Source organism: Halioglobus japonicus, assembly GCF_001983995.1.
In the GTDB taxonomy this organism is placed as follows: Bacteria; Pseudomonadota; Gammaproteobacteria; order Pseudomonadales; family Halieaceae; genus Halioglobus; species Halioglobus japonicus.
Map to the genome: position 1 here is coordinate 2387727 of NZ_CP019450.1, position 21433 is coordinate 2409159.

Sequence of the window (21433 nt, forward strand, 5' to 3'; positions counted from 1 at the left end):
ACTATGGAATGGAAACTGATTGAATCTGACCAGGCGCTACAGGAGTTGATGGCTGCGAGCGAGGGCTGCCAGGCTGTTATGGTCGATACCGAGTTTATGCGCCGCAACACCTTCTACCCGCAGGTGGCGCTGGTGCAGTTATGTTTTGACGGCAGCGCCGCCGCCGGTACTGCCTGGCTGATCGACCCTTTGGAGATCAGCGATCCTGCACCCCTGGCGCAGTTGCTGCAGGACCCTGGCGTGGTCAAGGTGCTGCACTCCGCCAGTGAAGATCTGGAGGTGTTCCAGCGCTGGCTGGGCTGTGTGCCTGCGCCGCTGTTCGATACCCAGAAAGCGGCAGCCATGGCCGGGCTGGATTTTGGCATGGGATATCGCGCGCTGATTCTGCAGCTGTGTGACGAGGACTTGCCCAAGGGGGAAACCCGCTCCGACTGGCTTAAGCGCCCACTGACCGAATCGCAGTGCCACTACGCCGCGCAGGATGTGACGTATTTGCTCGATGCCTATGCGCAGCTGGCCCAGCGCTGTCAGAATCTGGGTCGCTACGACTGGGTGCTCAGCGATGGCGAAGATGCCGCCGCGTCGCTCGCTACAGCCTTGCCTAATTACTACAAACGCATCAAGAGTGCCTGGAAGCTGCAGCCGCGGCAGTTGGCAGTGTTGGTGGCTGTGAGTCAATGGCGTGAGGAGGCTGCGCGAGACTGGGACAAACCACGGTCGTGGATTATTGACGACCAAGCCTGCCTGCAACTTGCGCAGCACATGCCTGTGGACGTTTCGGAGCTGCGCAACAAGGTCGATCTGCCGCCGGCGGTGATGCGCAAGCGCGGTGAGCTGCTGGTGGAACTGGTCGCGAGTGTCAGCGAGATCGAGGAGGGCGACTTGCCCCAGCGGTTGCCGCCGCCCCTGGAACAGCGGCAGCGCGATCAGCTCAAGGCGCTGAAAAAACGCGCAGCGGCGATCGCCGACAAACTGGAGATGCCTCAGCAGGTTTTGCTGGCGGCCAAGGATTACGAACAACTGCTGCGGCCAGCTGAGACAGAGCCCGTCTCCTGGCAGGGCTGGCGCAAGTCTGTGGTGGTGGAACCACTGCGCGACGCAATACTTAGAGGTGAGCTGTGAAACGCCTGTGTGAGATCTTCAAGAGTACACGCAAGGAAGAGATGTATCTGTATGTCGATAAGGCCAAAGGCCTGGAAGATGTGCCAGAGGTGCTGCTGAAACAGTTCGGGGAGCCGCAGTCCGTGATGACCATTATCCTCACGCCGGAGCGCAAGCTGGCCCGTGTCGATGTCGCTGAAGTGCTGGAGAAGATCGATAGCGACGGGTTTTTCCTGCAAATGCCGCCCACCCCGGAACAACTGCTGCAACGAGATCGCGCCAGTGACTGAATGGTGGGAGCAACCCATCGAGGCACTGGATCGCGACCAGTGGGAGGCGCTCTGTGACGGCTGCGCCAAGTGTTGCCTGCACAAACTGGAAGACGAGGATACCGGTGAGGTGTTCTATACCAAGGTGCGCTGTCAGTATCTCGACGAATCCACCTGCCGCTGCGGCGACTACAGCCGGCGTTCGATTCTGGTGCCAAACTGTATTCACCTGGAACAGGGCAGCGTGGGCGACCTCGACTGGCTGCCATCTACCTGTGCCTACCGGTTGCGAGCAGCCAATCAGCCGCTGCCGGAGTGGCACTACCTGGTATCCGGCAGTCGCGAGACGGTGCACAGCGCCGGTGCGTCTATCCGCGGGCGAGCCATTTCCGATGAATATGTACATCCTGACGGTTATGATGAGCACATTGTGACCTGGGTGGAGTAGGAGACAGTATGCTGACTGAAGAATCCTATATGCTGGCGATATACGCCTACACAGGTGCCGCGGCCATGGTGGCGCTGATCCTTGCCTGGTGGCTGTTGCGTCGTTGGCCGAATTTCTGGACCTTGCTGATCGTCATGCTCAGCGCGGCCCTGCTGTTAACGCCTGCCTACCCGCAGCCCGGTGTGGAGACCATGGCGCCGGCGCTTATCGTCGCCGGGTTCGAGTTGCTCCTGAACGGTCCTGAAGCAGCACAGCATGCCATCAAGCCCTTATCGATTGCCTGTGCGGTTGCCCTGGGCGCGGCGGTGCTGCTGCGCCTGCTGGTGGTCCGCCCGCGTAGATCGGCGCATACCGATGAGCAGGGCGCAACAGATCAGGAGCCCGATCCCGTTGTCTAGGTCGTTACTGTTCGGACTGTTTGCGGCGCTGTGTGTGCTGTTAACGCCGGCGCACGCCGATACCCCCGGCGCGGGCCTCAAGCCTGATCTGCGTCTGTTGATCGACATTTCGGGCAGCATGAAGACATCTGACCCGGACAACCTGCGTGGCCCTGCCATGGAGATGCTTATTCGGCTGCTTCCCGATGGGGCACGCGCTGGTGTCTGGGTGTTCGGAGAAGACGTCAAAGTGCTGGTGCCCCATGGAACTGTGAATGCGCAGTGGCGGGCAGCGGCCCACAGCGTATTGGACCTGATCGATAATTCTGGCCAGCGGACCAATATTCCCGCCGCGCTGGATGCGGCGACGTATGACTATGATCGCCTGGACCCCGGTTACCGCACCAGTATTGTGCTGCTTACCGACGGCAAGGTGGATGTGGGTGAATCTCCGATGCTCAACGCCGGTGCAGCCCGCGCCATTCTCAATGAGCGCGCCCCGGAGCTCGGTGCCACCGGCATTCCCGTGCACACTATCGCCCTGTCCGACGAGGCCGATTGGAAGTTCCTGCGCTCGCTGGCGCAGTCCACCAGCGGTATCGCTGAGCAGGCCGTCACCGCCGATGCACTTAGCGGTATATTCCTGCAATCGCTGGAGTTGGTGGCACCGGTGGCTCGCGTGCCCGTGGCGGGGCAGCAATTCACCATTGACGCATCTGTCGAGGAACTGACCGCTCTGGTGTTCTTCAGTGCTGGGAATCACTCGGTAGCCCTGCGCAGCCCGAGCGGGCGGGTATTCGCCCCTGAGAGAGAGGACGCCGACTGGTTTGTCAGCGACCAGTTTGCCCTGGTGACGATTTCTGCACCGGAGCCCGGCGATTGGCAACTGGTAGCGCCTGGGGCCGAACGGGTGCGGGTAACCGTCATCGCCGACCTGCAGTTGGAAGTCGACCCGCTGCCGGCCAGTATTGAAGCTGGTCGCCAGGCCGAGATGGGTCTGCGTATTACCGAGCAGGGCAGGGCGATCACCGATCCTGACGTGCTTGCGGCCTTTCGTCTGTCGGTAGACGTGCGCGCACCGGACGGCAGTACCGAGACGATTGCGGTCAGCGAGCGCTATCCTGCGCCCGCCGACGGCGAATACCGGGTCATGGCACCTACATTCGCGCAGGCGGGGCGCTATGAATTTATGGTGCGCCTGGAAGCCCAGACACTGCGCCGTGAGCTGCCCATGCATGTCGAGGTGATGCCGCTGCCGGAGCAGGCAACGCTGGTGACCCGCGGCGATGAATTGCCCGACGACGAGTACACTGCGTCTCTGGCGGCGGTTGGCGTGGCGGTGCTGACCATTGCACTTTTGATCTGGCTGATCCTGCGTCGACGTAAACAACGCAAGCTTGAAGTCTGGCAGCGCAGGGCAATGCAGTCGGAAAATGGCGCTACCGGCCAGTTTGCATTGTCCGGTGTGAGCGCGGCCAAGGAGTCCCCCGACGAGCCGCTTGATTAGCGCGTTCCCTATGAGTACCCTGTTCGGCCTTGCTCGTATACAGGTACTACCCCAGATGAAATTTGAAGGCACTGATCGTTACGTCGCCACCGATGACCTGCGCATGGCGGTAAACGCCGCCGTCGCACTGCAACGCCCCCTCCTGATTAAAGGTGAACCCGGCACGGGTAAAACCATGCTCGCCGAAGAAGTTGCCGGCGGCCTGGGCATGCGCCTAATCCAATGGCACATCAAGTCCACCACCAAGGCCCAGCAGGGTCTGTACGAGTACGACGCTGTATCGCGCCTGCGCGATTCCCAGCTGGGTGACGAAAAAGTCCACGATATTGCCAACTACATCAAGAAGGGCAAGCTGTGGGAGGCCTTTGAGTCTGAAGAGCAGGTTGTGCTTCTCATCGACGAAATCGACAAGGCTGATATCGAATTCCCCAATGACTTGCTGGTAGAACTCGATCGTATGGAGTTCTTCGTCTACGAGACTGGCGAGACCATTAAGGCCAAGCAGCGCCCGATTATTATCATCACCAGTAACAACGAGAAGGAACTGCCGGACGCATTCCTACGCCGCTGTTTCTTCCACTTCATCAACTTCCCCGATCGCGACACCATGCGTGAGATCGTGGCAGTTCACTACCCGGAGATCTCCAAGGAACTGGTACAGGAAGCGATGGAAGTATTCTTTGACCTGCGTGCGATTCCCGGGCTCAAGAAGAAGCCCTCGACGTCGGAGCTCATCGATTGGCTGAAGCTGCTGATGGCCGACGACATTCCCGACGAGATTCTCAAGGATCGCGATCCTACCAAGGCCATTCCGCCCCTGTATGGCGCGCTGATGAAAAACGAACAGGATGTGCACCTGCTCGAACGTCTGGCCTTTATGCACCGCCGGGAATCACGGTAAAGCCCTATGCTGATCAACTTCTTCCACGGCCTGCGCGACGCAGGTGTACCGGTGACCACACGCGAACTCCTCGATTTGCTCGAGGGCATGAAACAGCGTGTGGTGTTCGGTTCGATGGACGAATTTTACTATTTCAGCCGCACCTGCATGGTGAAGGATGAAAAGTACTTCGATCGCTTTGATAAAGCCTTCGGTCTGCATTTCAAGGACCTGGAAGCACTCGACGATGTGATCGAGGCAATGATACCCGATGACTGGCTGCGCTCGGAGTTCCTGAAGAACCTGAGCGAGGAAGATAAGGCCAAGATCGAATCCCTCGGTGGTCTCGAGAAACTGATTGAGGAGTTCAAGAAGCGCCTCGAAGAACAGGAAAAACGCCACGAAGGGGGCAACAAGTGGATAGGTACCGGTGGTACCTCGCCTTTTGGCCAGGAAGGCTATCACCCTGAAGGTATTCGCGTTGGCCCCAACGGCAAGAATAAAAAGGCCGTTAAAGTCTGGGACAAGAGAGATTTCAAGAACCTCGACGACAGCGTTGAGCTCGGTACCCGTAATATCAAGGTCGCCATGCGACGCCTGCGCAAGTTCGCTCGCACTGGCGCCGCCGATGAGCTCGATCTGGATGACACCATTACCTCGACTGCGCGCAATGCCGGGCTGCTCGATATTAAAATGGTTCCAGAGCGTCACAATGCCGTGAAGGTGCTGCTGTTCTTCGACGTTGGTGGGTCAATGGATCCTCATGTAAAAGTGTGCGAGGAGCTGTTTTCAGCGGCGCGTACCGAGTTCAAGCACATGGAGTATTTTTACTTCCACAACTTTCTCTATGAGAGCGTGTGGAAGAACAATATCCGTCGCCACAATGAACGCACGCCGCTGCTGGATATTCTCCACAAGTACAGCCACGACTATAAGGTCATCTTTGTCGGCGACGCCTCCATGTCACCGTATGAAATCCTCCAGCCCGGCGGCAGTGTCGAGCATTGGAACGAGGAGTCTGGCGAGGTGTGGTTCCGGCGTCTGCAGGAAGTCTACGACAAGGTGATCTGGATTAACCCGGTTCCCGAGGAAGACTGGCAATACACCCAATCGGTTAGCATTACCCACAAATTGCTGGAGGGACAAATGTATCCTTTGACCCTCAAGGGCCTGGAAGAGGGGATGTCGTTCCTCTCCAAGTAGCGCCGTCCTACATCCTGTCAGCGTAGGCGATCAGGCTTGCGGTGACAGCGACATTGAGTGATTCAACCCCATTGTTCATGGGTATCGACAAGCCTTGCTGGGCGAGTTTACTGACGGCGACGGAGACGCCGTCGGTCTCATTGCCGAGCACGTAGATGCAGTGTCCTGCGGGGCGATAGGCAAACAGATCTATCCGCGCGTCCGCCTCCAGGGTGCACACCTCAAAGCCGTTATGCTGGCACTGCTGCAGGGCTTCGGGCAATGCCTGGCAGGTGAGCACCGGCGCCCGGTATAAGGTGCCGGCGCTGGCTTTGACGACCAGTGGCCCCGGTGCCGCATTGCCTTTGCGCGACCACAGCAGGCCGTCGATGTTGCCGGCCGCCGCCGAGCGGACGATCATGCCAATGTTTTGCGGATTGGTAATACCGTCCAGGGCGAGCAGCCGCTGTCGGGGTTTGCCCTCCAGGTTATTCAGATAACTCTCCACAGACTGAAACGCCGGGCACAAGACATCCAGGGCGACGCCCTGATCCTGTTTGCCATTGCGGGATATACGCGCCAGTTCCTCCCGGGAGTGGCGCTTGATCGTTACGCCGCGTTGCTCTGCGGCTGCCAGTAACTCACCGACGATGCCGCCTTCGCGATTGCTGTGAGCCAGATGCAGGGTCTGGCAATCCAGGTCGCGATCCCGCAGGGCTTCCAGCGCTGGTTTACGTCCGTACAAGGTCAGCATGCGGTCGAAATAGCTGCGCTTCTCGGTATAGCTGGTGTCGCTCATGAGGGCTGGTTTCCTGCCTGTAGCTGTGCGCGGTAGCGCCCCGGTGAGGTGCCGGTCCACTTCTTGAACGAGCGGTAGAAAGCCGAGTTGTCGGGAAAACCCATAATCGCAGCAATCGCGTCCAGCGAGAGCTCGGGTCTGTTCATGTAGTGCACGGCCAGCTCGCGACGGAAGTCGTCCTTGAGCTGCTGGAAGCTGGTGCCTTCCTGAGTAAGTTTGCGGTGCAGGGTGCGCGGCGACATATTCAGCTCCGCGGCGATGTCACTGGCATTGGGTAGTCGCTGGCTGTTGTGCTCAGTCAGTCGTTGCTTGATTTTCTCCGTCAGTGGATTGAGGTTGCCTGGCGTTTCCCGTTTAACGAGTTGGTAGGGCGCCTGGCGGAGAAAATCGCGCAGCGTGTCTTCGGTTTGTACGATGGGCAGTTGCAGCACATTCTCGTGCAGCACCAGTCCGGAGTGTTCGGTACCGAAGCGCACTGGACAGCCAAAGATAGCTTCGTAGGGCTGAGGGTCTGCCGGTTCGCTCGCACGCAGGTGGATCGCCTGCAGGGGTAACTCGCGACCAATAAGCCAGCTGTAGAAACGGTACATCATTAGCAGCACGTTGGCGTGACCGATATGAATACGGTCCTGCTCCAGGGACGCGGAGCGCTCCAGGACACATAAGATCTTGCCATCGCCCTGATCGATAAACAGCGGCTTGGCAGCACCCTGGATCGCGCGGAACTGGTCGCAGTAGATGAAGAATTCCCGCGCCCGGCGCAAGGCCTGCCCAAGGTTGGGGCAGTGGATGACAAACAGGCACAGCATGCGAAAAGTGCCTGGTGGCGCGTGGTTTTCCTGGCCCAGGCCAAAGGCCTCGTCCTGGAGGATTTCCATCACCAGCCCGTACAGTTTGCTGTAGCTGTCGGTGGGAATCTGGCTGGGGAGCGTGGCGGGGTCGTCTTGCAGTGGATTGAAGTCCAGGCCGATCTGCGTCAGGGCCCGGTCCACGGGATAGCCCTGTTCACTGACCACGCGCAGCAGTGTGGTCAGTGTTTTAAGGGGCATGGTGTTCAAAGCTCGCTGCCTTAGCTAAAGCTTTCGGCGAGGGTTGTGACCCGGTCCGCAGACTCCTTGATGCGAGCGGCGATTTCTTCGATCTTGGCGCCGGTCATCGGTTCTTTGAAGGATCCGGCAACAAAGCACACCACGGGCAGTTTGTTTTCCACAAACACCGGGACCGAAATGGTCGAAACGTCGTACTTGGTTTTAGGTTCGATGCGGTCCAGGTGATATTGCTCGTCGCAGAGGTCGATCTGGTATTTGCGCGCGGCATCTTCTAGTTCGGTCAGGCTCCAGGAATTGTGGATGCGCGACAGTTCGCGAGTGAGTTCGGCCTCAGCCTTGGTTTTCAGGGTGACTTCGTAACCGCGGGCGCGAATCCCGATCACTGAAACGCGCAGTTTCTGGTCCAGGCGTTCGTTGTAGCCGCCGCGTGATTCGTGGGCGCGGGTGAGCCAGGCCTCCAGGTGCTTGGCCGGCGAGAACGCGATAAAGCTGCTCGCTACAGGGGCGTCATTGGGCAGGCGCAGGCCCAGCTGGAACGAATTAATCAGCTCGGATGCCTGGCCATACAGCGCTAATAACACCATGTGTTGCTTGGAGCGACCGGTCACACCAAAACCAATATCCAGATCCGCCTGCAGCGCTTCCAGCTCCGGGCGAGCGTACTCAAGCACGGGGAACTGGGCGAAGGCAGCGTTACCCGCGGCAATAATAGAAGGGCCGAGGCGGTAAGCCTTGGTTTTCGGATGTTGGACCAGGAAGCCGTAGTTGGCCATGGTGGTCAGAATGGCGTGGCAGGTCGCCTTGTTGAGGTTGAGGCGGCGGGTCATCTCGGTCAAGCCGAACGCCTGATCAGGGTTGGCCATTAACAGATCGAGAATGGCCAGGGCACGGGCGGTAGGTTGTGAGAATAGGGCCAAAGCGTCAGCTCCCTTTTAGTTGGTGTACCTGAGCAAAATAAATGGTATGAATTCTTGTACCTTGCGGTTATGGTACCGCTCCAGCTTGAGGTACTTCAAGCCTTGAGTGGGGCGACATAATAGTGGCCGAATTCAGCAGAGACAATGAGAATTAAGGAATGTTAACCCTGTTCGGAACATCAGCCTGTCACCTGTGCGAGCTGGCCGAGGCACTTCTGGTGCAGGCGGGTGCCGGCTTTGAGCATGTAGATATCAGTGAATCTGACGATTTATTCGAGCGTTACGGGACGACGATCCCGGTTGTGCGCACAGAAGAGGGCCGGGAGCTGAACTGGCCCTTCGACGCACAAATGCTCGCTGAGTTTCTTGCCGGCTAGCGGCTGTTCTCGCTATGAGCCGACGCGCACCGCCAGCACGTCACAGCTGGCGCCGTGGAGTACGCCGTTGGCGGTAGACCCCATGAGCAGGGCGAGACCATAGCGGCCGTGGCTGCCGACCACGATCAGGTCGGCGCTGATCTTTTCCGCCACGGCGTGAATCTCCACCTCGGGGCGCCCCAGCAGAATGTGTTGGTGATCAGCGGCAATACCGTTTTTCTCAGCGAAACGCTGTAACTGGCCGGTGGCCTGTTCCTGGATTTCGTCCTGAAGGCCTGAGAAGTCCATGGGGATGTCGACGCCATAGGCGAAGCTGAGGGGTTCTATGACATGTACAAGGTGGAGTTCGCTGCCAGCAGACGTGGCAATAGCGCGCGCTCGCGCCGCAACCAGGTCAGATTCTTCGCTGAGGTCGATGGCAACAACCACTTTCGAGTACTGCGACATATATAGCCTCCCCGCAGGCTTTTTTCACGCTTCTATTTATAGCATAGAATAGTCGCCGAACAACGGGACACGGCTGCTTCTGCGGCGTAAGTTTGATCTGGGTCAGGAAACCACCTTTGGAAATTTTTCTTATCATTTTCGTGATCGCGGTGGCGCTGGCACCGTTGACCCATTTCATCCCCAGCAAGCGCCAGCGGCAGGTGGCCGGAATGAGAGAGTATGCCGCGGTCCATGGCCTGTTCGTCGAGTTCCGGGACCTTCCTGGCAGTGATCGCGTGTTACCGGGGCAGGCCCGGCGCCCCGAGCAAATCATTTATTACGGCAGGCGCCTTCCGGCATCGCGTGGCGAGCCTCGTTCGAGGTTGGCCTGGCGAATTGAGGAAGGTGAGTGGCGGGGCGTGGGTCACCGACAGCCGCCGCCAGAACAGACTGCGCTGCTGCCCGCAGAAATACTGGCCCTCAGCCAGGAAGAGGGCAGTTGTGGGATCTACTGGTCAGAGCCCGAAGAACAGGGTCAGGTTGAGCAAATTGTCACGGCCCTGGAGGCCTGGTCAGAGGCACTCTCGGCGTGACCCGCCTCGGGGGCGAAACACGATTTTTCTTGACCCGTCCGGGCGGTGGCCTTATATATGCCCCTTTTTGCTGCCGCACCCGGCACCCAATGTCAGCAGGATGAGATGGGAAAATCACTCGTAATCGTCGAGTCGCCCGCCAAGGCGAAGACAATCAACAAGTACCTGGGCAAGGACTATGTGGTTAAATCCAGCGTGGGGCATATTCGTGATCTGCCCACCGCCGGCAGTGCCACCGCCAAGGTAGATCCCAAGGAGCGGGCTGCCCAGGCGGCGATTACCCGCAAGATGGGGTCGGAAGAGAAGGCCGCCCACAAGAAGAAGAAAGCGCGCGAGCAATTGATTCGCCGCATGGGTATCGACCCCGAAAATGGTTGGGACGCCAACTACCAGGTCCTCCCCGGCAAAGAAAAGGTGGTCAACGAGCTGAAAAAGCTCGCCGAAGACTCCGACGCTATCTATCTCGCGACCGACCTTGATCGCGAGGGAGAAGCCATTGCCTGGCACCTGCGCGAGGCCATAGGCGGTGACGATAGTCGCTACCAGCGCGTGGTATTTAACGAAATCACCAAGAAGGCGATTACCGAGGCCTTTGAAGAGCCGGCGGTACTCGACCAGAACCGGGTGAACGCCCAGCAGGCGCGTCGTTTCCTTGATCGCGTGGTGGGCTACATGGTCTCGCCATTGCTGTGGGCGAAGGTTGCGCGGGGCCTGTCTGCCGGTCGGGTGCAATCGGTCGCGGTCCGTCTGATCGTCGAGCGCGAGCGCGAAATCCACGCCTTTATTCCCGAGGAATACTGGGAAGTGCACGCCGACCTGGCCTCCAAGGATGCCTCGGAAGTGCGTTTTCAGGTTAAGCGTCACAAGGGAGAGAATTTCCGCCCTGGCGATGAGGCGACCACACTGACAGCCACCGCAGAGCTGGAAACCCTGCCTTACGCCGTCAGTAAGCGCGAGGACAAACCCACGCGCTCCAAACCGCCTGCGCCCTATATCACCTCGACGCTGCAGCAAGCCGCTTCCACCCGGCTGGGCTTTAGCGTGAAGAAGACCATGATGATGGCTCAGCGCCTCTACGAGGCCGGTTACATCACCTATATGCGAACCGACTCCACGAATCTGAGTGCCGAGGCGGTGGCCGCCTGTCGCGATTACATCGGCAACAACTTCCCGCCGCGTTACCTGCCGGAGAGCGCCAATCTGTACTCATCCAAAGAGGGTGCACAGGAAGCGCACGAGGCCATTCGTCCGTCAGATGTCAATGTGTCGCAAACCTCGCTGAAGGGCATGGAGCGCGACGCAGAGCGCCTCTATGAACTGATCTGGCGTCAGTTTGTGGCCTGTCAGATGCCGGCAGCGGAATACACGTCAACCACCGTGACCGCGGCTGCAGGCGAGTACGAGCTCACCGCCAAGGGACGCATAATCCGGTTTGATGGCTACACCCGAGTGCAGGCGCCTGCTGCGCGCAAAGGCGACGATACGGTACTGCCCGATCTGAAAGAGGGTGACGCGCTGTCACTCAAGAAACTCGATCCTGCCCAGCACTTTACCAAGCCCACCCCGCGCTATGGTGAGGCCAGCCTGGTGCGCGAGCTTGAAAAGCGCGGCATCGGCCGGCCATCAACCTACGCGTCGATTATCTCCACCATCCAGGATCGCGGCTATGTGCGCCTGGAAAACAAACGCTTTTATGCTGAGAAGATGGGCGATATCGTCACCCAGCGACTACAGCGCAGTTTTACTGACCTGCTCGACTACGGCTTTACCGCCAATATGGAAGAGCGGTTGGATGACGTGGCTGATGGCAAGCGCGACTGGCGAGATCTGCTGGACGCCTTCTATGCCGAGTTCAGCGACCTGCTCGAAACGGCCAATGAACCGGAGCCCGTGGGCATGCAGCCCAATGAGCCCACCATGACCGATATCGCCTGCGATAAATGCGGGCGTCCGATGCAAATTCGCACTGCCAGTACGGGGGTGTTCCTGGGGTGCTCCGGATACGCGCTGCCGCCGAAAGAGCGCTGCAAGAACACCATAAATCTGACCTCGGGGGATGAGGCCATCCGCGAGGATGCAGATGACGAGGCCGAATCTCGCCAGCTGTTGGAACGCCATCGCTGTACCAAATGCAACTCGGCCATGGACAGCTACCTGATCGACGAAGATCGCAAGCTGCATGTCTGTGGCAACAACCCCGATTGCGACGGCTTCGAGGTCGAGCACGGCAAGTTCAAGATCAAGGGGTACGAGGGGCCGACCCTCGAGTGCGATAAGTGCGGTAGTGAAATGCAGCTCAAGAACGGCCGTTTCGGCAAGTACTTCGGCTGTACCAATGAGGAGTGCAAGAATACCCGCAAGCTGCTCCGCAACGGCGAGCCGGCACCGCCCAAAATGGATCCGGTGCCGATGCCGGAGCTGGCATGCGAGAAGGTCGACGATCACTACGTGCTGCGCGATGGCGCCGCTGGTATGTTCCTCGCCGCCAGCGGGTTCCCGCGCAACCGGGAAACCCGTGCGCCGTTTGTGGATGAGCTGCTGCCGCACAAGGAAGCCATCGATCCAAAGTACACGTTCATATTCTCTGCGCCGACTGAGGATGACGACGGCAACCGTGCCCAGGTGCGTTACAGCCGTAAGACCAAGGAGCAGTATGTCATGACCGAGAAGGACGGCAAGGCTACCGGCTGGAAGGCCTACTACCGCGGCGGTAAGTGGGACGTTGAGCAGAGCAAGAGTCGGGCGAAGAAAAAGTGAGTTCCGCTCGCGGCCAGGCCAACCATGCGTTGTACCTGGCCCGCATCCTGATTGGCGCCTGGCGCCGTGACCTCGACACCCAGAGCGTGGCGGCCAAGATCCTGGCCAGTGCCTATTGGCCCGGGGTGCGCAATCACCTGACAAATGCCTACGGCTGGTTTCTTCTGGAAATCACCCGGCCCGGTGGATTGCCGGAGACGCCGCCACAATGTCTTGCCGAATTACCGGAGATTGTCGCAGGCAAGGCCATGCCCGGTGAGATTCGCGAGTTCCAGCGCCTGGAGCGGGAGGGCTGGATTGGCGCCATGTTATCGGCAGAGAGTGATGCACCGCAGTCATCGTCGATGCAGAACCTGGCGGTGGCAGCCGCCGGTGCCGATCCGGAGCAGGCCGAGACCTGGGCAAACCTGCTACAGCAGCTGTTCGACCGCATGGGCGACTCCCTCGACGAGTACTAGTTCCGGGGCAGGAGCAGGGCGCTCAGGCGTCTATTGCGGCTCTTGCTGCTGTCGCCGCACACTGCCCGCAACTGCGCACCCGTTCACAACTATTCCCGAATAAGCCCTATCGGGCACCCATGGCTGCTGTTATGATGAAGTGGCAGTGTTCGCAACAACAGAGGTTTATTGAGTGTCTGCATCCTTACTGGAGATTGTCGACCTGGGCGACGGTGAAATCGTTCTGCAACGTGCTGACGATGATTCCGCGCCGCTGGTGACCATACAGTTCTCCGACGAATCGCGCATGTACCTGATGGAAAACGGACTGGAAGTGGCCAAGGCCATGATTCAGGCCGGAATTCAGGCCGCGGCCAATATCATGGAACAGAATGAAGCTGAGGCGGATGCCGAAGCTTACGCTGAGCCAGAGGCACCGCGCGTCCTGCACTGACAGGCGTTATTCGACATCCCGCCGGGGCGTTGCGCCACCGGCTATCTGCAGCCCCCTGAGGGGCCTGTCAAAGCCCCTACCGCTTTTAAAAACGTCCGCTGCCTAATTGCCGCGGCGCAGCACACCTACACTCAGGCCTTCAATCGCAAACGATTGCTCGCGCAAATCGACCTTGATGGGCTCGAAATCAGGGTTCTCCGGCAGGAGTTCCAGCAGGTTCTTATCGCGCCCCTGTTGCAGTCGCTTAACGGTGACCTCGTCTTCGATGCGGGCCACAATAATGTCGCCATTATTGGCCACGGGCGTGCTGTGAACGGCCAGCAGGTCGCCGTCGAAGATACCGATATCGATCATCGAGTCGCCAGTGACGCGCAGGAAATAGTCAGCTGCGGGTTTGAAAAATTGGGGCGGGAGGTCGCAGTATTCCTCGATATTCTCCTCGGCGAGCACCGGGTTACCGGCGGCCACCCGACCGACGATGGGAATACCTTGGGTATCGGGCAATTTAATGCCCCGTGAGGCGCCGGGGATAATTTCAATCGCGCCTTTGCGGGCCAGTGCCTTGAGGTGCTCCTCTGCGGCATTGGCTGATTTGAATCCCAGTTCGCGGGCTATGTCGGCCCGGGTGGGCGGGAAGCCCGTGTCATCGATATGTGCACGGATAATATCCAGCACCTGTTGCTGCCGCTTGGTAAGCTTGTCCATGTGTGCCCCATCTGTGTATTTATACAGGTGCTGTGATTATATACAGCATGGGCAGCGGATAACAACGCCTAAAAATCCTCCACGCCATACATGGCTTCGGGCTCGATGGAGTTCAGTGGACTATTCCAGTCTTCCGGTTGCATGGGCAGGTCGGGGTCCAGCAGGTCTTCGTCATCCAGCTCAAAGGCAGAGCGCCAGTCTTCCGGGGCTTCCGCGCGTTCCAGCAGCATTTCGCGCCAGGCATCGAGGTCGTATTCAGACACTTCGCCATCCAGGTATTGGGTTTCGATGGTGAGGTTACTGGGATCCCAGTCCACCACCTCGAATAAGGCATTGGTTTGCAGATCCTTGTACCAGCCACCGACAACGGGGCTTAGCATTTTCATGGAGATTTTCCTCCCCTTTTTTCGTGTGCGGCAGACCAACATATCACGCTGGCGTGGGCTGTCCATTATGTGATAACGCTATAAAAACAGGGATGGAAATAGCTTTTACGGCGACGGAAATTCTTTTCAAAAGAGATCAAGCAGTTGCGCTGGACTTCAAGAGATGACTTAATCTGTGCCGCTGATTTATATAATCTTTCGAGACTAAACACGCGGTTCCCACATGAAAAAATTGTCTAAAAATCGTGCTTTTTGCGCTAGAAGAGGTGGCCAGTGACGAGCCTTGGATCGCTTTTCGACAGCCTCGCGCTCAGCCTGGGATTGGAGGGGCAGCTTTTGGCCCTGATCCTACTGGTGACCCTGGGCGCGGTGGCTCACCTGGCCCTCGGAATGCTGGTGCGACAATTGCACCGCGCCGCGAGCGCCACAGACTACAACTGGGACGATGTGGCCGTCACGGCGATGGCGGTGCCGGTGCGGGTGCTGCTGTGGGTGCTGGTGCTGTATCTGGCCCTGGAAATTTACCCGGTGGCGGAAACCCTGCAGGCCTTTCTCGCCCAGGCTTACGACACTGCGCTGGTGGTATTGCTGGCCTGGTTCCTGCAACGACTTATTCACGGGGTAGAGGAAGAGCTGCTGTGTGAGACCCGCGGCACCCGCCAGTCGGCGGACAAGGCCACCGTGCGCGCGGCGGCCAAGCTGGTGCGCTTTGTGCTCTGGATTACTGCCGGGCTCATGATTCTGCAGAGCCTGGGCGTATCGATCTCCGGGCTGCTTGCCTTTGGGGGCATTGGTGGTATTGCGGTGGGTTTCGCGGCGAAAGATTTGCTCGCCAACTTCTTCGGCGGCCTGAGTGTGTACCTGGACCGGCCCTTTACGGCGGGGGATTGGATTCGCTCACCCGATAAAAGTATTGAAGGCACGGTAGAGGACATAGGCTGGCGCCTGACCCGTATTCGCACTTTTGATCAGCGGCCGCTGTATGTGCCCAACTCGACGTTCTTGCAGATCTCCGTGGAAAACCCCTCGCGCATGCTTAACCGGCGCATCTACGAGACCATCGGCCTGCGTTACCAGGACGCCGCGCTCATGGCGCCGGTGGTTACCCAGGTCAAGGAGATGCTGCGCAACCATCCTGAGATTGACCAGTCGCGCACCCTGATAGTTAACTTTGTGTCCTTCGGGCCATCGTCGCTGGATTTCTTTGTCTACACCTTTACCAAGACCACCGACTGGGTGACGTATCACGAGATCAAACAGGACGTCATGCTGAAGATTCTCGACATTATCCACGCCAACGGCGGCGATGTGGCGTTTCCCACCCAGACATTGCAGTTGGAGCACATTGCCCCCGAGGGCGAAGCGTGAGCGCACTGGCGGTGATCGGCGGTACCGGGGTGGATCGTCTCGGCGGGCTGGACATTGTCACTCGTCACGCGGTCGACACACCCTTTGGCGAGCCGTCACAGGTGGTGCAGGAAGGGCGCCTTGGCGACACGACGATATTCTTTCTACACCGGCACGGTAGCCCCCGGGCCATTCCCCCGCACCGGGTGAACTATCGGGCCAATCTCTGGGCGCTGCAACAGTTGGGCGCCACCCATATCATCGGCATTAACGCCGTCGGTGGCATTGCCCCGAGTATGCCGCCAGGCAGGCTGGTTATTCCCGATCAGGTTATCGATTACACCTGGGGGCGTGAGCACACCTATGACACCGGTGAGAGCGGTGAGCTCATGCATATCGACTTTACCGAGCCCTATGATGCGGCGCTGCGCAATGCGGTGCTCGAGGCAGCGGACCGTGGCGACATTGCCTGTGCCCGCGCAGGCGTGCATGGCGTAACGCAGGGCCCGCGCCTGGAGACCGCCGCGGAGATTCGGCGCATGGCCAGCGACGGCTGTGATGTCGTGGGTATGACGGGTATGCCGGAGGCGTCGCTGGCGCGGGAGCTGGGTGTGGCCTATGCGAGCATTTGTATGGTGGTGAATGCCGCAGCCGGGCTCGATGACAAACCCCTCACCCTGGACATGATGCGAGCAACGCTGGAGCGCGAAGCAGACGTAGTTGCGTCGTTGGTTGAAGGTCTGTGCCGCAGCTCTCGCTGGGCGGACTGAAGGAATCGTCGGGCGGCTTAACCGCCTAGTCCAATCCCGCTATCGTATCGGCGTCTGAGCGCTGCTCGGCCAGCCCCATCTCGTGTAACTGCTCTTCATCCAGTGGGGTGAACTTCACCACCAGCCCCACCAGAGGATGATCGAGGTAGTGCACTTCATTGCTGCGCATGCGGCGCTTTTGTTTGAAGGCCACCGCGTGGCGCCATGGGTATACCGGGCCCATATCCTGCTCCAGGTCCGGTATGGCATTCGGGTCTCCAGGCCACACGCTATGGTCGGCCGGCACCTGGTTCACGTAGTAGGGCTCAGGTGCTTCGACCATGTTCGGTTCTGGTTGCTCCACCACAAGCGAGGGCGGCCCCAGCGGCGGCGCCGGCATGCGCCATTCCCCGGGCAGGTAGTCGCCGCGCGTATTCAGCCAGAGGTTGGTTTCAACGTGCAGGTAACGCGCAATGTGCAGCGTGACCGTACCCTGCAGGCGCGGCCAGTCCTGGATGTCACCGGAACTATCCAGTACCAGGGGAATAGCCGTGGCCTCTGGCTGTACCGGTTGTACCCAGGTTTCGTGAAACAGTGTGCGATATTTGCCGGTGCGCTGCATATACGCCGACTTGCCGTGAAACTCGCGCTGCGCGTGGGGCAGGGCGATAAACGGCGTCGGGTACAGTTGCTGCGGTTCCAGCGGGTCTTGGTCAGGCTCAGTTACCGCAGGTTCCAGCGCTGTTTCCGGCGCCGCAGTATCAGGAGCGGGCAGTGGCGGGATGTTGGTGCTCTCTTCGAGGGCTGACATGACGATTAACTGGCGGCCGTAGGCGTCGATGTTGCTCGCGCCGGGGTGCTCGGCAAGGCGCGCTTCGACCTGGGCGGGATAAACGAGGAAACGACTGCTGCTCGGGTAGTTCAACTGGGGCAGTGGTTCCCACTGTTCGCTGGCGCTGCCCGTCTCATTGGCAAACACCATGAGCTCTACCTGATACCAGCGTTCGTTAGCCTGCGCTGCAGCGCTGAGCAGGCAGAGGGAGAGGGCTGTAGGGTAGAGCAGGTGGCGAGCAAGCGGCATCAAGCGGCAGTGTCCTTGGCGTCGGTGGTAAATGTCTGCAGCAGCCCCTCGATAAACTCCTGGCGCTGCAGGTTATCCGGTAGCTCGCGATCAAACCGCAATCGTGTGGCTCCGGCCAGTTTGTAAGCCCGTGGGTCCGACTGTACTAGCTTAACCAGTGCCAGCGGATCAACCCGGGTGCTTTCCTTGAAGTCGATACTACCACCACCGGGGCCCGCTTCAATGGCGCGAATGCCGAGTTTCTGTGCCTTGAGCCGCAGTCGCGAGGTCTGGAAAAGGTTGCCGACCTGCTCGGGCAACAGACCGAAGCGATCGATCATCTCTACCTGCAGCTCGCGCAGCTGGTCTTCGTCTGCGGCGGCGGCAATGCGCTTGTACAGTACCAGACGCGTATTGATGTCCGGTAGGTAGTCCTCGGGAATCAGGGCCGGCATATGCAGATTGACCTCGGTGCCGGCGTCGAGGGGCGCGTCCACATCGGGAATGTCACCCCGCTTAAGTGCGGCCACAGCCCTTTCCAACATGTCCATGTACAAGGCGAAGCCAACGCTGTGGATCTGGCCACTTTGCTCATCGCCGAGCAGTTCGCCGGCGCCGCGAATTTCCAGGTCGTGCGTCGCCAGCAGGTAGCCTGCGCCGAGATCGCCGGCAGCCTCAATCGCCTCCAGGCGCTTGCCGGCATCGGAGGTAATCGCCGAGCGCGGCGGGGTGAGCAGGTAGGCGTACGCCTGGTGGTGGGAGCGGCCGACGCGGCCGCGCAGCTGATGTAACTGCGCCAGCCCGAATTTGTCCGCCCGCTCGATAATAATTGTGTTGGCGTTGGGAATATCGATGCCGGTTTCGATAATCGTGGTGCACAGCAGAATGTGGTGGCGCTGGTGGTAGAACGCGGACATCACTTGTTCCAGTTCAGTCTCGCGCATTTGCCCGTGGGCCACACCGATGTTCAGCTCCGGCAGCAACTCGCGCAGTTTGCGGGCACTTTCCTCGATCGATTTGACCTCGTTGTGCAGGTAGTACACCTGCCCGCCGCGCAGGGTTTCACGCAACACGGCCTCTTTGATCAGGGCGATGTTGTGCTCGCGAATAAAGGTTTTGATCGACAGGCGCCGCGCGGGCGGGGTGGCGATAATCGACAGGTCGCGCATGCCGCCCAGGGCCATATTCAGCGTGCGCGGAATCGGGGTCGCTGTCAGCGTGAGAATGTCGACTTCCGAGCGCAGCGCTTTGATCGTTTCCTTTTGCTTCACGCCGAAACGATGTTCTTCATCGATGATGAGCAGGCCCAGGTCGGAGAATTTGAAATCTGACTGAAGCAACTTATGGGTGCCCACCAGAATATCCGTGTTGCCTGCGGCAATACGTTCGCTGACGGCCTTGATATCCGCCGCCGTCTTGAAGCGCGAAACCACCTCGATATTAACCGGCCAGTCGGCGAAACGATCGCAGAATGACTGGTAGTGCTGTTGCGCGAGCAGAGTGGTCGGCACCAGCACGGCCACCTGCTTTTTGCTCTGGGTGGCGATAAAGGCAGCGCGCATGGCCACTTCGGTCTTGCCAAAGCCCACGTCGCCACACACCAGCCGGTCCATGACCCGCGGACTGCACATGTCTTCCACCACGGCCTTGATAGCCTGTTCCTGGTCGGGGGTTTCCTCGAAGGGGAACGCCGCGGCGAATTTATCGTAGGCGATAGGATCGCATTCAAACTCGTAGCCCTTACGCGCTTCGCGGCGGGCGTACACCTCGAGCAGCTGCGCGGCGATGTCGTTGGCCTTTTCACTGGCCTTGCGGCGGGCCTTGTCCCACTGCTCGGAGCCGAGGGTGTGCAGCGGCGCGGCATCCGGGTCGGCCCCGGAATAGCGACTTATCAGGTGCAGCGATGCCACGGGCACATAGAGCTTGGAACCCTTGTTGTACTCCAGGGTAAGGAATTCTGCCTGTTGCCCATCCACGTCCAGGGTTTGCAGGCCCACATAGCGGCCCACACCGTGCTCCAGGTGCACCACCGGCACGCCTTCGCGCAGCTCGTTAATGTCGCGGAAAGCATTGGCGGCTGCAGCGTCTGAGGTTGCCTTGCGACGCCGGCGCTGGGCCACCCGGTTGCCAAACAGCTGGGATTCGCTGACCAGGGTGGGTTCGTCCGGCCCCTGGTACAGGCCGCGATCCAGCGGCGCGGTCGCAATCGCAAATGCATGGCCGGAAGTGACAAAGTCATGCCAGTTAAGCACTTCCGGCGGCTTCAGACCGAGTTCCTTCAGTGATTGCAGCAGGATCTCCCTGCGCCCGGCGGATTCTGCACAGAGCAACACCGGCCCGGCGTGGGTCTCCACGAACTTGGCCAGGTTCTGGGCCGCGGATACAACGGTCTGATCGGTGGATAGGTCTGGCGGGGGGAGCACGCCGCTGTCAGCATGGACCGGCGCGTCAGGGTTGTGCCGCAGCTCGAGAACAGGGAATCCCTTCAGGCCTCCGTAGAATTCATCCACTGGCACAAAGCCCCGGTCCGGCGGCAGCAGTGGCCGCCGTGGATCGATGCCGTACTCTTCAAATCGGGTGCCCACTTCCTGCCAGAAGTGGTTGGCGGCGCCATTGTGGTCGCCGATGGTTACCAGCGCGGCATCTTCCGGAAGGTAGTCGAACAGGGTGGCGCACTCGTCAAAGAACAGCGGCAGATAGTATTCACAGCCGCCGGGGCTGCGACCCGCGCTGACCTCTACATAGGTTGGACAGGCGTCGTGGTCGACATCGAAAGCGTCATACCAGTTCATCTGGAAGCGGCCGATACCGCGGGTATCCAGCGGGTACTCCCGGGCCGGCAGCAGGTTAATGGCCTCAACCTTTTCCACCGTGCGCTGGGTCTCAGGATCAAAGGTGCGCAGCGTATCGACCTCGTCATCAAGCAGATCGATGCGATAGGGCAGGGGGCTGCCCATCGGATATATGTCGAACAACGAGCCGCGCAGGGCAAATTCACCGTGCTCGAACACGGTGTCGACGTTGCGATAACCGTTGCGCTCGAGATCGCGCCGGAAACTATCGATATCGATCTGCTGATTGGCTTCCAGCACCAGGCTTGAGCCCGCCACATAGTGAGTCGGCGGCAGTCGGTGCATGAGGGTTGGCACTGGCACAATCAGAATGCCGCACCGGGTGCGTGGCAGGGTATGCAGGGTGTGCAGACGCTCGGAAATAATGTCCTGGTGGGGCGAGAAGTTGTCGTAGGGCAGGGTTTCCCAGTCGGGGAAGGCCAGAATGTCGAGCTCGCGATCCAGATAGAAGGGCAGTTCCCGCTCCAGGGCGATGGCCGAGCTGGTATCGGCCGTGATCACCACAGTCAGGCGCTCGGGGCTGGCGAGTTCGGCAATACAGCGGGCGTCGGCGCCGCCGTAGAAGGGGCCCATTGCGGTGCGGGAGCCCGGCTTTTCTGGCCAGGGCGTGTTGGCGACCAGGGATGTAAACATGTGTGCAGACTTGGCTCGTGCTTGCGGGCGCGCATTGTATCGTGCCAGACCCCGGTCCGTGAATATGTCCGTGACGGGTCGGTTGAATCAGGGCGTGCTAGGCTGGATAATACGCGCCCCCGACACAC

General features: G+C 59.6%; 22 protein-coding genes. 14 read left to right on the forward strand and 8 right to left on the reverse strand.

The window, feature by feature from the left end; genetic code table 11:
* The first annotated feature begins 3 nt into the window (after positions 1–3).
* The 7 genes from rnd to BST95_RS11300 are packed head-to-tail and all read left to right on the forward strand — an operon-like array spanning position 4 to position 5785.
* The gene (gene rnd / locus BST95_RS11275) at positions 4–1122 is read left to right on the forward strand and encodes a ribonuclease D (RefSeq protein WP_084199545.1); all 1119 of its coding nucleotides are present in this window, start codon (positions 4–6) and stop codon (positions 1120–1122) included.
* On the forward strand, positions 1119–1391 hold the full coding sequence (locus tag BST95_RS11280) for a YcgL domain-containing protein (protein ID WP_084199547.1): 273 nt from the start codon (positions 1119–1121) through the stop codon (positions 1389–1391). The genes rnd and BST95_RS11280 overlap by 4 nt, the downstream gene beginning before the upstream one ends.
* Positions 1384–1818, forward strand: coding sequence for a YcgN family cysteine cluster protein (locus BST95_RS11285; protein WP_084199549.1), 435 nt, complete (start codon positions 1384–1386; stop codon positions 1816–1818). The genes BST95_RS11280 and BST95_RS11285 overlap by 8 nt, the downstream gene beginning before the upstream one ends.
* An 8-nt stretch (positions 1819–1826) precedes the next feature.
* Positions 1827–2216, forward strand: coding sequence for a hypothetical protein (locus tag BST95_RS19945; RefSeq protein ID WP_169843920.1), 390 nt, complete (start codon positions 1827–1829; stop codon positions 2214–2216).
* The gene (locus BST95_RS11290) at positions 2209–3702 is read left to right on the forward strand and encodes a vWA domain-containing protein (protein ID WP_169843921.1); all 1494 of its coding nucleotides are present in this window, start codon (positions 2209–2211) and stop codon (positions 3700–3702) included. The genes BST95_RS19945 and BST95_RS11290 overlap by 8 nt, the downstream gene beginning before the upstream one ends.
* 55 nt (positions 3703–3757) lie before the next feature.
* Positions 3758–4603 carry an AAA family ATPase gene (locus BST95_RS11295; protein WP_084201150.1) on the forward strand — a complete coding sequence of 282 codons (846 nt, stop codon included), beginning with the start codon at positions 3758–3760 and terminating at the stop codon, positions 4601–4603.
* A gap of 6 nt (positions 4604–4609) precedes the next feature.
* On the forward strand, positions 4610–5785 hold the full coding sequence (locus BST95_RS11300; protein ID WP_084199552.1) for a vWA domain-containing protein: 1176 nt from the start codon (positions 4610–4612) through the stop codon (positions 5783–5785).
* 7 nt (positions 5786–5792) lie between these two features.
* Here the strand turns inward: BST95_RS11300 and BST95_RS11305 are convergent, their stop codons facing one another.
* The 3 genes from BST95_RS11305 to BST95_RS11315 are packed head-to-tail and all read right to left on the reverse strand — an operon-like array spanning position 5793 to position 8529.
* On the reverse strand, positions 5793–6563 hold the full coding sequence (locus BST95_RS11305; protein WP_084199553.1) for a TrmH family RNA methyltransferase: 771 nt from the start codon (positions 6561–6563) through the stop codon (positions 5793–5795).
* The gene (locus BST95_RS11310; protein WP_084199554.1) at positions 6560–7612 is read right to left on the reverse strand and encodes an AraC family transcriptional regulator; all 1053 of its coding nucleotides are present in this window, start codon (positions 7610–7612) and stop codon (positions 6560–6562) included. The genes BST95_RS11305 and BST95_RS11310 overlap by 4 nt, the downstream gene beginning before the upstream one ends.
* Positions 7613–7632: 20 nt before the next feature.
* On the reverse strand, positions 7633–8529 hold the full coding sequence (locus tag BST95_RS11315; protein WP_084199555.1) for an IclR family transcriptional regulator: 897 nt from the start codon (positions 8527–8529) through the stop codon (positions 7633–7635).
* Positions 8530–8687: 158 nt separating this feature from the next.
* On the opposite strand from BST95_RS11315, the gene BST95_RS11320 reads away from it, so the two are divergent.
* A complete protein-coding gene (locus tag BST95_RS11320; RefSeq protein WP_066049639.1) occupies positions 8688–8906 on the forward strand; it encodes a glutaredoxin family protein in 219 nt (72 codons plus the stop codon).
* Between the two features lie 12 nt (positions 8907–8918).
* On the opposite strand, the gene BST95_RS11325 is transcribed toward BST95_RS11320, so the two are convergent.
* On the reverse strand, positions 8919–9353 hold the full coding sequence (locus BST95_RS11325) for a universal stress protein (protein ID WP_066049642.1): 435 nt from the start codon (positions 9351–9353) through the stop codon (positions 8919–8921).
* A 116-nt stretch (positions 9354–9469) separates the two neighbouring features.
* On the opposite strand from BST95_RS11325, the gene BST95_RS11330 reads away from it, so the two are divergent.
* The 4 genes from BST95_RS11330 to BST95_RS11345 all read left to right on the forward strand — a co-directional run bounded on the left by BST95_RS11330 (position 9470) and on the right by BST95_RS11345 (position 13573).
* Positions 9470–9925, forward strand: coding sequence for a hypothetical protein (locus tag BST95_RS11330; protein WP_084199556.1), 456 nt, complete (start codon positions 9470–9472; stop codon positions 9923–9925).
* Positions 9926–10030: 105 nt separating this feature from the next.
* On the forward strand, positions 10031–12682 hold the full coding sequence (gene topA, locus BST95_RS11335) for a type I DNA topoisomerase (protein ID WP_084201151.1): 2652 nt from the start codon (positions 10031–10033) through the stop codon (positions 12680–12682).
* Positions 12679–13140, forward strand: a complete 462-nt coding sequence (locus BST95_RS11340; RefSeq protein ID WP_084199557.1) for a DUF6586 family protein — start codon at positions 12679–12681, stop codon at positions 13138–13140. The genes topA and BST95_RS11340 overlap by 4 nt, the downstream gene beginning before the upstream one ends.
* Before the next feature lie 172 nt (positions 13141–13312).
* Complete coding sequence (locus BST95_RS11345; protein WP_066049648.1) at positions 13313–13573, forward strand: hypothetical protein; 261 nt, start codon at positions 13313–13315, stop codon at positions 13571–13573.
* A gap of 102 nt (positions 13574–13675) precedes the next feature.
* Here BST95_RS11345 and lexA read toward each other — a convergent pair whose 3' ends face one another.
* Positions 13676–14278 (reverse strand): transcriptional repressor LexA, encoded by a 603-nt coding sequence (gene lexA, locus BST95_RS11350; RefSeq protein WP_066049650.1) that lies wholly within the window; start codon positions 14276–14278, stop codon positions 13676–13678.
* A 68-nt stretch (positions 14279–14346) separates the two neighbouring features.
* On the reverse strand, positions 14347–14664 hold the full coding sequence (locus BST95_RS11355) for a DUF6763 family protein (protein ID WP_066049653.1): 318 nt from the start codon (positions 14662–14664) through the stop codon (positions 14347–14349).
* Between the two features lie 273 nt (positions 14665–14937).
* Between BST95_RS11355 and BST95_RS11360 the strand changes: the two genes are divergently transcribed.
* A complete protein-coding gene (locus tag BST95_RS11360) occupies positions 14938–16032 on the forward strand; it encodes a mechanosensitive ion channel family protein (RefSeq protein WP_084199558.1) in 1095 nt (364 codons plus the stop codon).
* Positions 16029–16781: an S-methyl-5'-thioinosine phosphorylase gene (locus BST95_RS11365; protein ID WP_084199559.1), complete on the forward strand. Its 753-nt coding sequence runs from the start codon at positions 16029–16031 to the stop codon at positions 16779–16781. Before BST95_RS11360 ends, BST95_RS11365 begins: the two co-directional genes overlap by 4 nt.
* A gap of 25 nt (positions 16782–16806) precedes the next feature.
* Here the strand turns inward: BST95_RS11365 and BST95_RS11370 are convergent, their stop codons facing one another.
* Both BST95_RS11370 and mfd read right to left on the reverse strand, forming a co-directional pair.
* Positions 16807–17841, reverse strand: a complete 1035-nt coding sequence (locus BST95_RS11370; protein ID WP_084199560.1) for a CsiV family protein — start codon at positions 17839–17841, stop codon at positions 16807–16809.
* Complete coding sequence (gene mfd, locus BST95_RS11375) at positions 17841–21305, reverse strand: transcription-repair coupling factor (protein ID WP_084199561.1); 3465 nt, start codon at positions 21303–21305, stop codon at positions 17841–17843. The genes BST95_RS11370 and mfd overlap by 1 nt, the downstream gene beginning before the upstream one ends.
* Positions 21306–21433: the final 128 nt, after the last annotated feature.

What these genes read in the sequence shown, in the direction of transcription:
- BST95_RS11310 (WP_084199554.1), bottom strand. Translation starts at nt 7,612, where the DNA reads ATGCCCCTTAAAACACTGACCACACTGCTGCGCGTGGTCAGTGAACAG.
- BST95_RS11305 (WP_084199553.1), bottom strand. Translation starts at nt 6,563, where the DNA reads ATGAGCGACACCAGCTATACCGAGAAGCGCAGCTATTTCGACCGCATG.
- mfd (WP_084199561.1), bottom strand. Translation starts at nt 21,305, where the DNA reads ATGTTTACATCCCTGGTCGCCAACACGCCCTGGCCAGAAAAGCCGGGC.
- BST95_RS19945 (WP_169843920.1), top strand. Translation starts at nt 1,827, where the DNA reads ATGCTGACTGAAGAATCCTATATGCTGGCGATATACGCCTACACAGGT.
- lexA (WP_066049650.1), bottom strand. Translation starts at nt 14,278, where the DNA reads ATGGACAAGCTTACCAAGCGGCAGCAACAGGTGCTGGATATTATCCGT.
- rnd (WP_084199545.1), top strand. Translation starts at nt 4, where the DNA reads ATGGAATGGAAACTGATTGAATCTGACCAGGCGCTACAGGAGTTGATG.
- BST95_RS11325 (WP_066049642.1), bottom strand. Translation starts at nt 9,353, where the DNA reads ATGTCGCAGTACTCGAAAGTGGTTGTTGCCATCGACCTCAGCGAAGAA.
- BST95_RS11355 (WP_066049653.1), bottom strand. Translation starts at nt 14,664, where the DNA reads ATGAAAATGCTAAGCCCCGTTGTCGGTGGCTGGTACAAGGATCTGCAA.
- BST95_RS11300 (WP_084199552.1), top strand. Translation starts at nt 4,610, where the DNA reads ATGCTGATCAACTTCTTCCACGGCCTGCGCGACGCAGGTGTACCGGTG.
- BST95_RS11295 (WP_084201150.1), top strand. Translation starts at nt 3,758, where the DNA reads ATGAAATTTGAAGGCACTGATCGTTACGTCGCCACCGATGACCTGCGC.
- topA (WP_084201151.1), top strand. Translation starts at nt 10,031, where the DNA reads ATGGGAAAATCACTCGTAATCGTCGAGTCGCCCGCCAAGGCGAAGACA.
- BST95_RS11370 (WP_084199560.1), bottom strand. Translation starts at nt 17,841, where the DNA reads ATGCCGCTTGCTCGCCACCTGCTCTACCCTACAGCCCTCTCCCTCTGC.
- BST95_RS11320 (WP_066049639.1), top strand. Translation starts at nt 8,688, where the DNA reads ATGTTAACCCTGTTCGGAACATCAGCCTGTCACCTGTGCGAGCTGGCC.